The sequence below is a fragment of the Micromonospora globispora genome, assembly GCF_003857015.1.
Lineage (GTDB): Bacteria > Actinomycetota > Actinomycetes > Mycobacteriales > Micromonosporaceae > Micromonospora > Micromonospora globispora.
In genome coordinates this window covers 1-15,047 of the sequence record NZ_QGGF01000133.1, presented here as the reverse complement: position 1 = coordinate 15,047, position 15,047 = coordinate 1, and the positions used below count along the sequence as shown (strand labels likewise).

12 protein-coding genes are annotated in these 15,047 nt (G+C 71.0%); 8 read left to right on the top strand and 4 right to left on the bottom strand.

The features are described 5' to 3' along the window. Positions 1-2: 2 nt before the first annotated feature. Positions 3-3,536, top strand: coding sequence for a DNA polymerase III subunit alpha (gene dnaE / locus DKL51_RS04790; protein ID WP_109945519.1), 3,534 nt, complete (start codon positions 3-5; stop codon positions 3,534-3,536). A 386-nt stretch (positions 3,537-3,922) separates the two neighbouring features. Next, a complete protein-coding gene (locus tag DKL51_RS04785; RefSeq protein ID WP_123827052.1) occupies positions 3,923-4,408 on the top strand; it encodes a hypothetical protein in 486 nt (161 codons plus the stop codon). Between the two features lie 91 nt (positions 4,409-4,499). Here DKL51_RS04785 and DKL51_RS04780 read toward each other — a convergent pair whose 3' ends face one another. Both DKL51_RS04780 and DKL51_RS04775 read right to left on the bottom strand, forming a co-directional pair. Continuing rightward, positions 4,500-5,183 (bottom strand): response regulator, encoded by a 684-nt coding sequence (locus DKL51_RS04780; protein ID WP_109945518.1) that lies wholly within the window; start codon positions 5,181-5,183, stop codon positions 4,500-4,502. Next, a complete protein-coding gene (locus tag DKL51_RS04775) occupies positions 5,180-6,766 on the bottom strand; it encodes an ATP-binding protein (RefSeq protein ID WP_109945538.1) in 1,587 nt (528 codons plus the stop codon). The genes DKL51_RS04780 and DKL51_RS04775 overlap by 4 nt, the downstream gene beginning before the upstream one ends. Before the next feature lie 147 nt (positions 6,767-6,913). Here DKL51_RS04775 and DKL51_RS04770 point away from each other — a divergent pair, with 147 nt between their 5' ends. Beyond that, positions 6,914-8,308: a cation:dicarboxylate symporter family transporter gene (locus DKL51_RS04770; RefSeq protein ID WP_109945517.1), complete on the top strand. Its 1,395-nt coding sequence runs from the start codon at positions 6,914-6,916 to the stop codon at positions 8,306-8,308. 64 nt (positions 8,309-8,372) lie between these two features. Here DKL51_RS04770 and DKL51_RS04765 read toward each other — a convergent pair whose 3' ends face one another. Further along, a complete protein-coding gene (locus DKL51_RS04765; protein WP_109945516.1) occupies positions 8,373-8,714 on the bottom strand; it encodes an NIPSNAP family protein in 342 nt (113 codons plus the stop codon). A gap of 110 nt (positions 8,715-8,824) precedes the next feature. On the opposite strand from DKL51_RS04765, the gene DKL51_RS04760 reads away from it, so the two are divergent. Further along, positions 8,825-9,862: an aminotransferase class V-fold PLP-dependent enzyme gene (locus DKL51_RS04760; RefSeq protein ID WP_124811771.1), complete on the top strand. Its 1,038-nt coding sequence runs from the start codon at positions 8,825-8,827 to the stop codon at positions 9,860-9,862. Positions 9,863-9,913: 51 nt separating this feature from the next. Beyond that, on the top strand, positions 9,914-11,104 hold the full coding sequence (locus DKL51_RS04755; RefSeq protein WP_243422457.1) for a YncE family protein: 1,191 nt from the start codon (positions 9,914-9,916) through the stop codon (positions 11,102-11,104). A gap of 75 nt (positions 11,105-11,179) precedes the next feature. Here the strand turns inward: DKL51_RS04755 and DKL51_RS04750 are convergent, their stop codons facing one another. After that, positions 11,180-12,352, bottom strand: a complete 1,173-nt coding sequence (locus tag DKL51_RS04750) for an acyl-CoA dehydrogenase family protein (protein WP_109945514.1) — start codon at positions 12,350-12,352, stop codon at positions 11,180-11,182. A gap of 90 nt (positions 12,353-12,442) precedes the next feature. On the opposite strand from DKL51_RS04750, the gene DKL51_RS04745 reads away from it, so the two are divergent. From DKL51_RS04745 to DKL51_RS04735, 3 genes are all read left to right on the top strand, one after another. Continuing rightward, positions 12,443-13,108, top strand: a complete 666-nt coding sequence (locus DKL51_RS04745; protein ID WP_109945513.1) for a TetR family transcriptional regulator — start codon at positions 12,443-12,445, stop codon at positions 13,106-13,108. Between the two features lie 62 nt (positions 13,109-13,170). Beyond that, positions 13,171-14,613 carry an aldehyde dehydrogenase family protein gene (locus tag DKL51_RS04740; RefSeq protein ID WP_124811770.1) on the top strand — a complete coding sequence of 481 codons (1,443 nt, stop codon included), beginning with the start codon at positions 13,171-13,173 and terminating at the stop codon, positions 14,611-14,613. After that, positions 14,610-15,047 (top strand): alcohol dehydrogenase catalytic domain-containing protein (locus DKL51_RS04735; protein ID WP_260428377.1); only part of this gene is annotated, 438 nt, incomplete at its 3' end. The genes DKL51_RS04740 and DKL51_RS04735, both read left to right, overlap by 4 nt.

The following is a 15,047-nucleotide window of genomic DNA, read 5'->3' as shown; positions in this document are numbered from 1 at the left end:
GCATGGGCGATTCGTTCGCGCATCTGCACGTGCACACTGAGTACTCGATGCTCGACGGCGCGGCCCGGCTCAAGGATCTCTTCGCCGAGGCGAAGCGGCTGGGCATGCCGGCCGTGGCGATCACCGACCACGGCAACATGCACGGCGCGAACGACTTCTACAAGCAGGCGATGGCCGCCGGCGTCACCCCGATCCTCGGCGTCGAGGCGTACGTGGCGCCGGAATCGCGCTTCCACAAGCAGCGGGTCAAGTGGGGTCGGCCGGAGCAGAAGAGCGACGACATCTCCGGCAACGGCGCGATCACCCACAAGACGATGTGGGCGCGGAACAGGACCGGCCTGCACAACCTCTTCAAGCTCAACTCGCGGGCGTCCATGGAGGGGCACTACGTCAAGTGGCCCCGGATGGACATGGAGCTGATCGCCGAGCACGCCGAGGGGATCATGGCCACCACCGGCTGCCCCTCCGGCGCGGTGCAGACCCGGCTGCGGCTGGGCCAGTTCGACGAGGCCCTCAAGGTCGCCGCGGCCTACCAGGACATCTTCGGCAAGGAGAACTACTTCCTGGAGATCATGGACCACGGCCTCGACATCGAGCGCCGGGTCCGCGACGGGCTCATGGAGATCGCCCGCAGGCTCGACATCCCGCCGGTGGTCACCAACGACTCGCACTACACACACGAGGCGCAGGCCGAGGCGCACGACGTGCTGCTCTGCGTGCAGACCGGCAGCAACGTCGCCGACCCGAACCGGTTCCGCTTCGAGGGCGGCGGCTACTTCGTCAAGTCCGCCGAACAGATGCGGGCGGTCGACACGTCGGAGTTCTGGCAGCAGGGCTGCCGCAACACCCTGCTGGTCGCCGAGAAGGTCGACCCGACCGGGATGTTCGAGTTCCACAACCTGATGCCGCGCTTCCCGGTCCCGGAGGGGGAGACCGAGGAGTCCTGGTTCCGCAAGGAGACCTTCGCCGGGCTGGCCCGCCGCTTCCCGAACGGCGTCCCGGACACCCACGTCAAGCAGGCCGAGTACGAGCTGGGCGTCATCATCCAGATGGGCTTCCCGTCGTACTTCCTCGTGGTCGCCGACTTCATCCAGTGGGCGAAGAGCCAGGGCATCGCCGTCGGTCCGGGCCGTGGCTCGGCCGCCGGCTCGCTCGTCGCGTACGCCCTGGGCATCACCGACCTGGACCCGCTGCCGCACGGCCTGATCTTCGAGCGCTTCCTCAACCCCGAGCGCGTCTCCATGCCGGATGTCGACATCGACTTCGACGAGCGCCGGCGCGGCGAGGTGATCAAGTACGTCACCGAGAAGTGGGGCGAGGACAAGGTCGCGCAGATCGCGACGTTCGGCACGATCAAGGCGAAGGCCGCGATCAAGGACTCGGCCCGGGTGCTCGGCTACCCGTACGCGGTGGGCGACCGGATCACCAAGGCGATGCCCCCGGCGGTGATGGGCAAGGACATCCCGCTCACCGGCATCTTCGACCCGAAGCACCCCCGCTACGCCGAGGCCGGCGAGATCCGCGGCCTGTACGAGTCGGATCCGGACGTCAAGAAGGTGATCGACACCGCGCGCGGCATCGAGGGGCTGATCCGGCAGACCGGTGTGCACGCCGCCGGCGTCATCATGTCCGCCGAGCCGATCATGGAGCACATCCCGCTGATGCGCCGGGACGCGGACGGGGCGATCATCACCCAGTTCGACTACCCGACGTGCGAGTCGCTCGGGTTGTTGAAGATGGACTTCCTCGGCCTGCGCAACCTGACCATCATCGACGACGCGCTGAAGAACATCGAGAGCAACCACGACCGCAAGGTCGACCTGCTCACCCTGCCGCTGGACGACAAGCCGACGTACGAGCTGCTGGCCCGGGGCGACACCCTGGGCGTGTTCCAGCTCGACGGCGGGCCGATGCGCTCGCTGCTGCGGCTGATGAAGCCGGACAACTTCGAGGACATCTCCGCGGTACTGGCGCTCTACCGGCCCGGTCCGATGGGCGCCAACTCGCACACCAACTACGCGCTGCGTAAGAACGGCCAGCAGGAGATCACCCCGATCCACCCGGAGCTGGCCGAGCCGCTGGAGGAGATCCTCGGCCCGACGTACGGCCTGATCGTCTACCAGGAGCAGGTGCAGCGCGCCGCGCAGAAGCTCGCCGGCTACAGCCTCGGCCAGGCCGACCTGCTGCGCCGGGCGATGGGCAAGAAGAAGAAGGAGGTCCTCGACAAGGAGTTCGTGCCGTTCCGCGACGGCATGCGGCGCAACGGCTACTCCGACGAGGCCATCCAGACCCTCTGGGACATCCTGGTCCCGTTCGCCGACTACGCCTTCAACAAGGCGCACACCGCCGGCTACGGCCTGGTGTCGTACTGGACCGGCTACCTGAAGGCGAACTACCCGGCGGAGTACATGGCCGGGCTGCTCACCTCCGTCGGTGACGACAAGGACAAGATGGCGCTCTACCTGTCGGAGTGCCGACGGATGGGCATCCAGGTCCTGCCGCCCGATGTGAACACCTCAGCGGGGCCGTTCACCCCGGTCGGCAAGGACATCCGCTTCGGCCTGGCGGCCATCCGCAACGTCGGCGCGAACGTGGTCGCCTCGATCATGCGGTGCCGGGAGGAGAAGGGCGAGTACACCGACTTCTACGACTTCCTGTCCAAGGTGGACGCGGTGGTCTGCAACAAGAAGACCATCGAATCGCTGATCAAGGCCGGCGCGTTCGACTCGATGGGGCACCCGCGCAAGGGCCTGCTCGCCGTGCACGCCGACGCCATCGACGCGTACGCCGACGTCAAGCGCAAGGAGGCCGTCGGCCAGTACGACCTCTTCGGCGCCGGCTTCGGTGACGCCGACACGGGCGGCAGCACCACGGTCATGCCGACCATCGGCGAGGGGGAGTGGGACAAGCGCGACAAGCTCGCCTTCGAACGCGAGATGCTCGGCCTCTACGTCTCCGACCACCCGCTCTTCGGCCTGGAGCACGTGCTCGGCGCGGCCGCGGACACCACCATCGCCGCGCTCGCCGAGGAGGGCGGGGTGCCCGATGGTGCGGTGGTCACCCTCGCCGGCATCCTCTCCGGCGTGCAGCGCCGGGTCACCAAGCAGGGCCGGGCCTGGGCCTCGGCCACGTTGGAGGACCTGGCCGGTGGGGTGGAGACGTTGTTCTTCCCCAATACGTACGAGGTGATCGGCCAGTACATCGCCGAGGACGCGATCGTGGTGGTCAAGGGGCGGGTGGACCGCCGGGACGACACCCCGCGGATCATGGCGATGGACATGTCCATGCCGGACATCAGCAGCAACCCGGCGAACAAGCCGGTCACCCTGACCATCCCGGTGCACCGGTGCACGCCGCCGCTAGTGGAACGGCTGAAGGAGACCCTGGTGCTGCACCCCGGCGACACCGAGGTGCACGTCAAGCTGCTCAACGGCGGCAAGGTCACCACGCTGCGACTCGGCCCGTTCCGGGTGGCGGCCACCACCGCGCTGATGGGCGACCTGAAGAGCGTCCTCGGCCCGGCCAACGTCAGCTGACCGCGAAGGGGCCAACCCTCAGAGGCCCAGTTGCCGTGGCGCAGACAGGCTGAACCCAAGGGCGCCTGCTGCACCGTCCGTGCGCGCCCCCAGCGAGCGGGACTCGGGGGAAGACTACCCATAAGCCGTACTTTCGCCGGAGTTGTTCGTGTCTGTCGGCCATTGACCTAATCTCCTTACCAGGCGCACCTCAGACGGGGAGGTGTCTGGTTTGCGCTGGGAATTCATCCGGTCGCGGGGCCGCCCCATAGGTGTAGGCGGGTGACTTGCCCTGCCTCAACGATCAACCTATTTGATGCAGAACAAACGGTGGCAACCGTTGACCACCCACCCCTCGTGTCCGTGCCCTAAAAACCACGAGCCCGTCAATCCGGAGAGGGAGCAAGATGAAGAGAATTGGTAGAGCGGGAATCGTAGGCGCAGCTGCGCTTCTGCTAGGGGCCTTGTGGGGTGCTCCGGCACTCGCCCAGGAAGGCCTCCACTTCGTCGGAACGCCAACGGTCGAGGCGACCAAGACGACCACCGAGGCATTCCTGACGGCCACCGGAGAGGTGGCAGGAGCAGGAACCGGTGGGACTGCGACGCTGTCCGCCACCGCTGTGGTGACCAGCGGCTGCATCAACCCTGGTTCCAAGGACCATGAGCCGAATGGCCTTCAGCGAACCACCACAACGGTTACCGGCTCAGAGGAATTCACGACACGTCAGGGCCGCGGCTCGTTCACCGTCGTGACCAGCTCGGTCAGTCCCGGTACGTGTCCGGGCAAGATGACGCCGGTGCTGGTCGACGTGGTATTCGAGGACGTAACCCTGACGGTCGAAGCGCAGACCGGAACAATCACCTATGACTTCGGGACTGTCGACCCCGTCTGATCCTCAAGAGAATGTGGGGGAGGGGCTATTCGGCTCCTTCTCCACATTCTCTTATCTCCAAGGATTCGCGGGCCGAGACGACGTTGCCGCATTACAACGGCCGGTACTCGACCTCGGGCCGGCCCGGGGTCCCGTAGCGGGGGCTGCGTACCGCCCGCTCGATGGTCACCAGGTACTCCAGGTAGCGCCGAGCCGTCACGCGGGAGATGCCGGTCTGCTGGCTGACCTCGGTGGCGGACAGCCCCGCGCCGGCCGGCAGGACGGCCAGCACCCGGTTCAACGTCTCCGCGTCCAGCCCCTTGGGCAGGGTGTGCCGGGCCGCGCCCCGCAGGGTGGCGAACATCCGGTCCACCTCGTGCTGGGCGGCCACCTCGCCGTCGGCCAGCGCCTGCCGCCGGTAGTCGGCGTACCGCTCCAGCTTGTCGCGAAACGCGGCGAAGGTGAACGGCTTGAGCAGGTAGTGGGCCACCCCGAGGGAGACGGCGGTGCGGACCATCGCCAGGTCGCGCGCCGAGGTCACGGCCAGCACGTCGATGCTGCTGCCCGCCGCCCGCAGCGCCCGGCAGACCTCCAGGCCGTGCAGGTCGGGCAGGCGAAAGTCGAGCAGGACCAGATCGATGTCCGCACCGCCGCCGTGGCGCAGCGCCGCCATCGCCTCCCGCGCGGTGTGCGCCACGCCGACCACCACGAAGCCGGGCACCCGCTCGGTGTACGCCTTGTGCGCCTCCGCCAGCAGCGGCTCGTCCTCCACCACCAGCACGCGGATGTCGGTCATCGCCCCTCCCGCGGCACCGGCAGGTGGACGGTGAACAGTGTCCCGCCCTCGTCCGGGCGGCCGACCTCGGTCCGCCCTCCGTGCCGGCTGACCACCTGCCCCACCAGGGCCAGGCCGAGCCCGCGGCCCGCGCTCTTGGTCGACCAGCCGCGCCGGAACGCGTCCGCCACCCGGTCGGGGTCGAGCCCCGGACCGTTGTCGCCGACCCGGATGACGATCTCGTCGTCGACGGTGCCGACGAAGACACGTAACCGCCGCGGCGGCGGGCTGCCGGCCACCGCCTCGAGGGCGTTGTCGACCAGGTTCCCGACGACGGTCAGCAGGTCGCCGGTGGGCAGCGGGCTGTCGTCGAGCCGGCAGTCCGGCTCGATCACCAGGTCCACGCCGCGTTCCCCGGCCCGTGCCGACTTGCCGAGCAGGAGGGCGGCCAGCGCCGGCTCGGTCACCGCGCCGACCACCCGGTCGGTCAGCTGCTGGGCCAGCTCCAGGTCGCGGGTGGCGAGCCGGACCGCCTCGTCGGCGCGGCCCAGCTCCACCAGGGTCAGCACGGTGTGCAGCCGGTTGGCCGACTCGTGGGTCTGCGCCTGCAGTGCCTCGGTCAGCGCGCGTACCGAGTCCAGCTCGCTGGCCAGGTTGCGCAGCTCGGTCTGGTCGCGCAGGGTCAGCACGGTGCCGAGCACCTTCCCCTCGAAGCGGGTGGCCCGCTGGTTGGCCACCAGCACCCGATCACCGGCCAGCACGGGCTCGTCGTGCGCGTCCCGCCCGGAGGTCAGCAGCTCGGCCACCGCGGGCGGCAGGTCGATCCCGGCCACCGGCTCGTCGGTCACCGCCGCGTCGTCGTCGAGCCCCAGCAGCCGGCGCCCCTCGTCGTTGACCAGCGCCACCCGGCGGTCCCGGGTCAGCACCAGCAGCCCCTCCCGTACGGAGTGCAGCACCGCGTCGTAGTACTCGTACATCCGGGTCATCTGGGCCGGCCCGAGGCCGTGCGTCTGCCGGCGGAGGCGGCGGCTGAGCAGCCAGGAACCGGTGGCGGCGAGGGCGAGGGCGGGTACGGCGGCGGCCAGCAGCACCGGGATCTGGGCGAGCAGCTTCTTGTTGATCGCCTCGGTGGTGATGCCGACGGAGACCAGACCGATGATCCGCTGGTCGTCGCCGTACACCGGGACCACCGCGCGCACCGACTCGCCGAGGGTGCCGACGTTGGTGACGGTGAACGGCTCGCCGGCCAGGGCGGGGCCGATGTCGCCGATGAACGGCTGCCCGATCAGAGTCGGGTTGGGGTGCGAGTAGCGCGTCCGGTCCGGGGCCATGACCACCACGAATCTCGTTCCCGTCGCCACCCGGATCGACTCCGCGTACGGCTGGAGGGCGGCCGCCGGGTCGGGGGAGGTCAGGGCGGCGCGAACCTCGGGGGAGCGGGCAACAGTCTGCGCGACCGCAAGCACCTCGTCCTTCGCCGCCTGCCGGGAGTCGATGCGAGCAAGCCATACGGCGCCCGAGGCGCCGGCGAGCACCAGCAGCGTCACCACCACCGCCTGGAGGGCGAACAGCTGCCCGGCGATGCTCCATTGGCGTCGGGCCACGTCCACCTCCTGCTACCGCGGATCCCGTCCGCAAGTGTCGCGCACGGCTCAGCGGCCGGTTTCGGTCGCAAGTCACAACCGAGTCACAGAGGTGAACAGAATGAACGCAAGGCTGCCCTGTGCTGAGATGCGCTTCACATTGTGGGCATGGACACCACCACCACACCCACCTCCGCAGCCGCCCGGCCGGTCCGCCGGGACCGGACGCGTTACCTCTACCTGGCGGTCATCGTGGCCGTCATCGCCGGCATCGTGGTCGGCCTCGCCGCCCCCGAGGTCGGCAAGGAGCTGAAGCCGCTCGGTACCGGCTTCGTCAACCTGATCAAGATGATGATCGGGCCGGTGATCTTCTGCACGATCGTGCTCGGCGTCGGATCGGTCCGCCAGGCGGCCAAGGTCGGCAAGGTCGGCGGTCTGGCCCTCGGCTACTTCCTGGTCATGTCCACCGTCGCGCTGGCCATCGGCCTGGTGGTCGGCAACCTCATCCACCCCGGCTCCGGCCTGAACCTCGGCGCGGACCTCGCCGGGGCGGGCCAGAAGGCGGCCGGTGGCGAGAGCGGCGACACCGTCGACTTCCTGCTCGGCATCATCCCGACCACGCTCTTCTCTTCGCTCACCGAGGGCGAGGTGCTCCAGGCGCTGCTGGTGGCCCTGCTGGTCGGCTTCGCCGTGCAGGGGATGGGCCGGCGTGGCGAGCCGGTGCTGCGGGCGGTGGAGGTGCTCCAGCGGCTCGTCTTCAAGGTGCTGGCGATGATCATGTGGGTGGCGCCGATCGGCGCGTTTGGCGCGATCGCGGCCGTCGTGGGCGCGACCGGTGTGGACGCGTTGAAGAGCCTGGCCCAGGTGATGTTCGGCTTCTACGTCACCTGCGCGGTCTTCGTCTTCGTGGTGCTCGGCACGCTGCTCTGGCTCGTCGCGCGGATCTCGATCTTCAAGCTGCTCGGCTACCTCGGGCGGGAGTTCCTGCTGATCCTGTCCACCTCGTCGTCGGAGTCGGCATTTCCCCGGCTGATCGCCAAGATGGAGCACTTCGGGGTCAGCAAGCCGGTCGTCGGCATCACGGTGCCGACCGGGTACTCGTTCAACCTCGACGGCACCGCGATCTACCTGACCATGGCGTCGCTGTTCATCGCCGAGGCGCTGGGCAAGCCGTTCTCGCTGGGCCAGCAGATCTCGCTGCTGGTCTTCATGATCATCGCCTCCAAGGGCGCGGCCGGGGTCACCGGCGCGGGCCTGGCCACCCTGGCCGGCGGTCTGCAGTCGCACCGGCCCGACCTGGTCGACGGTGTCGGCCTGATCGTGGGCATCGACCGGTTCATGTCCGAGGCCCGGGCGCTGACCAACTTCGCCGGCAACGCGGTCGCCACCGTGCTGGTCGGCACCTGGACCGGCGAGTTCGACCGGGAGCAGGCCCAGGCGGTGCTCAGCGGCCAGCGCCCGTTCGACGAGACGACCATGCTCGACGAGGACGAGTCGGGTGACGAGCCGGCCCAGCCGGCGCCCGCGCAGCGGCCGGCGACGCTGGCCGACGCGCCGGCCTGAGCCGTCGACGAATGCCCCCTGGGGCGCGCCGGAGCACCTCCGGCGCGCCCCTCGCGTACGTGGCTCAGGTGCCGCGCCGACCCAGCACCTCGGCCGACTGCTCGGCGGTCTCCAGCACGACGGTGTGGTAGCTCTCGATCCGCGACAGGATGGCCTCGCGCGGGCCGTCCCGCCAGGCGTCGCTGCCGTAGAACGCCGCCTCCTGCTTGTCGCGGACCGCGAGGGAGGGGAAGGCCCGGATCAGGTACGCCTCCTCGTGGCCGTCCTCGCGGACCAGCGACGCCCCGGCGGCCACCACCCGGATGCCGAACAGGGCCAGCAACGGCGCGGCTTCCTCGCGCATCACCCGGACGAACTCGTCGCTCGTGCCGGGCCTGAGGCGGTACGTGCGGATCTCCAGAATCATCGGCGGCCTCCGGAAAGGGGCGGAACCTCGACGGTAGTCCCGTCGGCGAGGGGCCACCATCGCTCAATTGGCGCTGACCAGCGCCCGGCGACGGCACTAGCGTCCCCGGCATGGAACTGGAAGAGGCGCAGAAGCTGTGGCAGCCGGAGCCCGGCTGGTTGAACACCGCGACGTACGGGCTGCCGCCCGACCCGGCCTGGACGGCGCTGCAGGCGGCACTGGCGGACTGGCAGGTGGGGCGGATCTCCTGGGAGGGGTGGGCCGAGGCGGCCGGCCGGTCCCGCGCGGCCTTCGCCGCGCTGGTCGGGGTGACCGCGTCGGACGTGGCGATCGGCAGCACCGTGTCTCAGCTGCTCGCCCCCGTCGCGGCGGCGCTGCCGCCGGGCGCGACCGTGGTGGTGCCGGAGGTCGAGTTCACCTCCAACCTCTTTCCCTGGCTGGTGCAGGAGGAGCGGGGAGTCCGGGTCCGCACGGTCCCGCTCGCCAAGCTGGTCGACGCGATCGACGCCGACACCGACCTGGTCGCGTTCAGCCTGGTGCAGTCGTCCGACGGCACCGTGGCCCCGTACGACGAGATCGTCGCGGCGGCCCGGGCGCACGACGCCCTCGTCGCGGTCGACGCCACTCAGGCCTGCGGCTGGCTGCCGTTCGACGCGGGACGGGCCGACGTGGTGGCGGTGTCGGCGTACAAGTGGCTGATGGCGCCGCGCGGTGCGGCCTTCGCCTACCTGGCCCCGGCGCTGCGTGAACGGCTGCGCCCCGACGCCGCCGGCTGGTACGCGGGCCAGGACCCGCACGCCTCCTACTACGGCCCGCCGCTGCGGCTCGCCGACGACGCCCGGCGCTTCGACATCTCCCCGGCCTGGTTCAGCTACGTCGGGGCGGCGCCGGCCCTGGAGCTGCTCGCCGAGGTCGGCCTACCCGCCGTCCGCGACCACGACGTGGCGCTGGCCAACCGGTTCCTCGCCGGGTTGGGCCGGCCGCCGGGCGACAGCGCGATCGTCACCGTCGAGGTGCCCGGCGCGCAGGAGAAACTGCAGCGGGCCGGGGTGCGGGCGGCGGTGCGCGCCGGCCGCGTCCGGGCATCGTTCCACCTCTACTCCGCAGCGGAGGACGTCGACCTCGCCCTGGCGGCGCTCACCAGCTGAGCCTCGACTGAACCGATGACGATTTGCCCGAATCGTCGCTAAAGTCGGCGGGTGCCCAGTCGAGCTCGGACCGCCACCGTACTGGCGGCGATCCTCCTCACCGCCCCGACGGCCTGCACGCGCACCGAGGCCGGGGACCGGGGGGCCGATCCCTCCCCGGGCTCGCGGGCGCCGTCCGCGTCCGCCGCGCCGTTCGGCCCGCTGCTCGCCGGCATGCCGCCCTACCTCGCGGCCGGCAACGTCTACGCCAGTGCGGGGCCGAACATGCTCAGCCAGGCCGTGCGCGGCGACCGGGCCCTGGTGTACGTGCCGAACACCAAGAGCAACGACGTCTGGGTCATCGACCCGGCCACCTACAAGGTGGTGGGGAAGTTTCCCGGCGGTCCCGAGGCCCAGCACGTCGTCCCGTCGTACGACCTGCGCACGCTCTACGTCGCGTCCAGCCGCGTCCCCGACGGCGGGGTGGTGCCGGTCGATCCACGGACCGGCCGACCGGGGACGTTCGTCAACCTGCGCGACGTCTACAACCTCTACTTCACGCCGGACGGCCGGCAGGCGATCGTGGTCGCCGAGGCGTACCAGCGGTTGGACCTCTACGACCCGCGGACCTGGCGCCGCACCCGGTCGGTCCGGTTCCCGCAGTGCGGTGGCATCAACCACATGGACTACTCCGCCGACGGCAGGACGATGCTCTGGAGCTGTGAGTTCGCCAACCGGATGCTCGTGCTGGACACCGCCACACTCCGCGAGCTGCGGGAGTTCCCGCTGGCCCGGGCGTCCGACGGGATGCCGCAGGACACTCGGCTCACCCCGGACGGGCGGCACTTCCTCGTCGCCGACATGCACGCCGACGGCGTCTACGTCTTCGACGGCCAGGCCACCAGACAGACCGGGTTCATCCCCACCGGGCGCGGGGCGCACGGCATCTACTTCAGCCGGGACGGCCGGCTCGGGTACGTCACCAACCGGGACGCGGGCACCATCACGGTGCTCGATCTCGCCACGCTGAAGCCCACCACCACCTGGCGGATCCCGGGCGGCGGCAGCCCGGACATGGGCGGACTCTCCGCCGACGGTCGGGTGCTGTGGCTCTCCGGCCGCTACCACGATGAGGTCTACGCGCTCAGCACCGCCGACGGCAGACTCCTCGCCCGGATCCCGGTGGGCCGGGGCCCGCACGGGCTGACTGTCTGGCCGCAGCCCGGCCGCTACTCACTCGGCCACACCGCCAACATCCGGTAGCGCCCCGGGCTCGCCACGCCGTCGTCCGACCCGGACGTCGGCCGTCGCGTCCGGACCGCGCGGAAGCACCCCGAATCAGGCCAGGTGGCCGCCGATCCTCGTGTAGCCGCGCAGCAGGTCGCGGGAGATGATCAGCCGCTGCATCTCGTCGGTGCCCTCGAAGATACGGTAGAGCCGCACCTGCCGGTACCAGCGCTCGATGGGCAGCTCGCGGGTGTAGCCCATGCCGCCGTGGATCTGCAGCACCCGGTCCACCACCCGGTTGACCATGCCGGCGCCGTAGAGCTTGCACATCGAGGAGGCGTGCCGCGGGTCCATGCCCTGGTCCACCGTCCACGCCGCCTTCAGCACCAGCCAACGGGCCGCCTCCAGCTCGGTCTCCGAGTCGGCGATCATCCACTGGATCGCCTGGTTGCTGCCGATCTTCGCGCCGAAGGTCTCCCGGGTGTTGGCGTACTCGATGCCCATCTGCAGGGCCCGCTCGGCGATGCCGATGGCGTGCGAGGGAATGGTGTACCGGCCCTTGCCGATCCACTCCATGCCCAGCGCGAAGCCCTGCCCGACCTCGCCGAGGATGTTCCGGTGCGGCACCCGTACGCCGTCGAAGATCAGCGACGCCGGCCCACCCTCGCCCATGGTCTGGATGAACTCCGAACGCCAGCCCATCGCCCGGTCGACCAGGAACGCCGTGGCGCCGCCGTTGCGGGCGCCCTTCTCCGGGTCCGTCACGGCCACCACGATGGCGAAGTCCGCGTCGTTGCCGTTGGTGATGAAGGTCTTCTCGCCGTCGAGGATCCAGTCGTCCCCGTCGCGGCGGGCACGCAGCCGGATGTTGGCCGCGTCCGAACCGGCGTCCGGCTCGGTGATGGCGAAGCAGGAGACCCGTTCTCCCTCGATGGTGGGGATGAGGAACTCCCGCTTCTGCTCCTCGGTGGCGTGGAAGAGGATGTTGTCCGCCTCGCCGCCGAACCGGAACGGCACGAACGTGCGGCCCAGCTCGGTCCAGATCAGCGACTGCATGACCGCCGGCAGGTCCATCCCGCCGTACTCCTCGGGGGTGGCCAGCCCCCAGAAGCCGAACTTCTTCGCCTTGAGCTGGAGTTCCCGCAGTTCCGAGCGGTCCAGGCCGGGTTGGTGGGCCCGCTCGCGGCGCAGCACCTCCTGCTCCAGCGGCATCACCTCACGGCTGATGAACGTCCGGACGGTGTCCCGAACCGCCCGCTGCTCGTCGGTGAGTGAGAAGTCCATGGTGATGTCCTCCCGGGGGACCTGCGTGCCGTCGTCGAGCCCTAAACTAGCGGTGCAAGTTTTGTCGCGTCCAGACCCCGAGGAGACCACGTGCCCCGACCCCGGCAGCCCCTGCTCGACCGGCAGCGGATCGTCGAGGCCGCCCGGGCGGTGATCGACGCCGAGGGGCTGTCCGCGCTCTCCACCCGCCGGCTCGCCGCCGAGTTGGGCGTCCAGGGCCCGTCGCTCTACAACCACTTCGCCACGAAGCAGGAGATCCTCGACGCCGTCGCCGACAGCGTGACCGCCACCGTCGACACCTCGGCCTTCGCCACCCGGGACTGGCGGGTGGCGCTGCGGCAGTGGGCGCTGTCCTACCGGCGGGCGCTGAGCGCCCACCCGAACATCGTCCCGTACCTGGCGCAGGGGCCGGGGCGACGGCCCGCCGCCCTCGCGATGGCCGACGCGGTCTACGGCGGACTGGTCCGCGCCGGGTGGCCGCCGGCCCGGGCCACTCACATCGGCGCGGCGCTGCGCTACTTCGTCGCCGGCTCGGCGCTCGGCTCGTTCGCCCGGGGCTTCGTCGAGGACCCCGAGCTGTACGCGGCGCACTACCCGCACCTGACCCAGGCGCACCGGCTCCCCGGGCACCAGGAGAGCGTGGACGAAGGGGCTTTCATGCTCGGTCTGGACGCGCTGCTGCAGGGCCTCGCCGCCGAGTACGAACGGACCGTCGGGCCGCTCGCCCCGCTGGAGTCGACCGACGCTCCGGAGTAGCGTCAAAACTCCCAGCGCTAGTTTCACCGCCCCTCGAACGCTCACACCCCTCGAAGGACGACATGGATCTCGCCGCCGCGCCCCCGGATCTGCTGGTCCGCCGCCACCTGCACATCGCCGGAGACTGGGTCGACCCGGTCGACGGCGACCCGATCCCGGTGGAGAACCCGGCCACCGCTGAGATCGTCGGGCAGGTCCCGGCCGGCACCCCGGCCGACGTCGACCGGGCCGTCGCCGCCGCCCGCGCCGCCTTCCCGCACTGGGCTGCCACCGCCCCCGCCGAACGGGCCGCCCACCTCGACCGGCTGCACACCGCGCTCGCCGCCCGCGCCGACGAGATCGCCCGCACCATCGCCCTCGAACTCGGCACCCCGCTCAAGCTCGCCGCCCGGGTGCAGGCCGGTCTCCCGCTGACCGTGCTGCGCGGCATGGTGGACCTCGCCGCCCGACCGCCCGCCGAGGAGTCCGTCGGCAACTCCCTGGTGGTCCGCGAACCGGTCGGCGTGGTCGGCGCCATCACCCCGTGGAACTACCCGCTGCACCAGGTGGTCGCCAAGGTGGCACCCGCCCTGGCCGCCGGCTGCACGGTGGTGCTCAAGCCCAGCGAACTCACCCCGCTGACCGCGTACCTGCTCTTCGACGCGATCGCCGAGGCCGGGCTGCCCGCCGGAGTGGTCAACCTGGTCCCCGGCACCGGGCCGGTGGTCGGCGAGGCCATCGCCGCCCACCCCGACGTCGACCTGGTGTCGTTCACCGGCTCCACCGTCACCGGACGCCGGATCGCCCACCTGGCCGCCGACCGGATCGCCCGGGTCGCCCTCGAACTCGGCGGCAAGTCGGCCAACCTCCTCCTCGCCGACGCCGACCTGCCCACCGCCGTCAAGGTAGGAGTGGGCAACGCCTTCCTCAACTCCGGCCAGACCTGCACCGCCTGGACCCGGATGCTCGTGCACCGCGACCGGTACGACGAGGCACTCGACCTGATCGCGCAGGTCGTCGGGGCGTACCGGGTCGGCGACCCGTTCGACCCGGCGACCCGGCTCGGCCCGCTGGTCTCCGCCGCCCAGGCGGAACGGGTCCGCGGTCACGTCGACCGGGCCCTCGCCGACGGGGCGCGGCTGATCGCCGGTGGTCCGGCCGTCCCGCTGCCCACCCGCGGGCACTTCGTCGCGCCGACGGTCTTCGCCGACGTGCACCCCGACAGCGCGCTCGCGCAGGAGGAGGTCTTCGGTCCGGTGCTCGCCGTCATCCCGTTCGCCGACACCGACGAGGCGGTCGCCATCGCCAACAACTCCCGGTACGGGCTCGCCGGCGCGGTCTGGTCCGCCGACGGGGAGCGGGCCCTCGCAGTCGCCCGCCGGCTGCGCACCGGGCAGGTCGACATCAACGGGGGCGCGTTCAACCCGCTGGCGCCGTTCGGCGGGTACAAGCAGTCCGGACTCGGCCGGGAGCTGGGCGCGTACGGGATCGACGAGTTCCGCGAGATCAAGGCGATCCAGCGGTGAGGGCCCTCGTGGTCCGCGGCCGGGACGCCACCCCGGCCGTCGAGGAGGTACGCCTGCCCGCCCCCGGCCCCGGCGAGCTGCGCGTGCGGATCCGGGCCGCCGGCATCTGCCACTCCGACCTGTCGATGGTGAACGGGACGCTGGCACCGACGTACCCGCTGGTGCTCGGCCACGAGGCGGCCGGCGTGGTCACCGAGGCCGGTCCGGGCACCCGGCTTGCGGTGGGGACGGAGGTGGTGCTCAACTGGGCGCCCGCCTGCCGGGCCTGCTGGTGGTGCCGCCAGGGCGAACCGTGGCTCTGCGCCGCCAACGCCGGCCCGGCGGTCGCCCGGGGCGAGACCGCCGACGGCACGCCGCTGCACGTCACCCTCGGGCTCGGCGCCCTCGCCGAGGAGGTGGTGGTGCCCGAGCGCGCCGCCGTCGGAGTCCCCGAC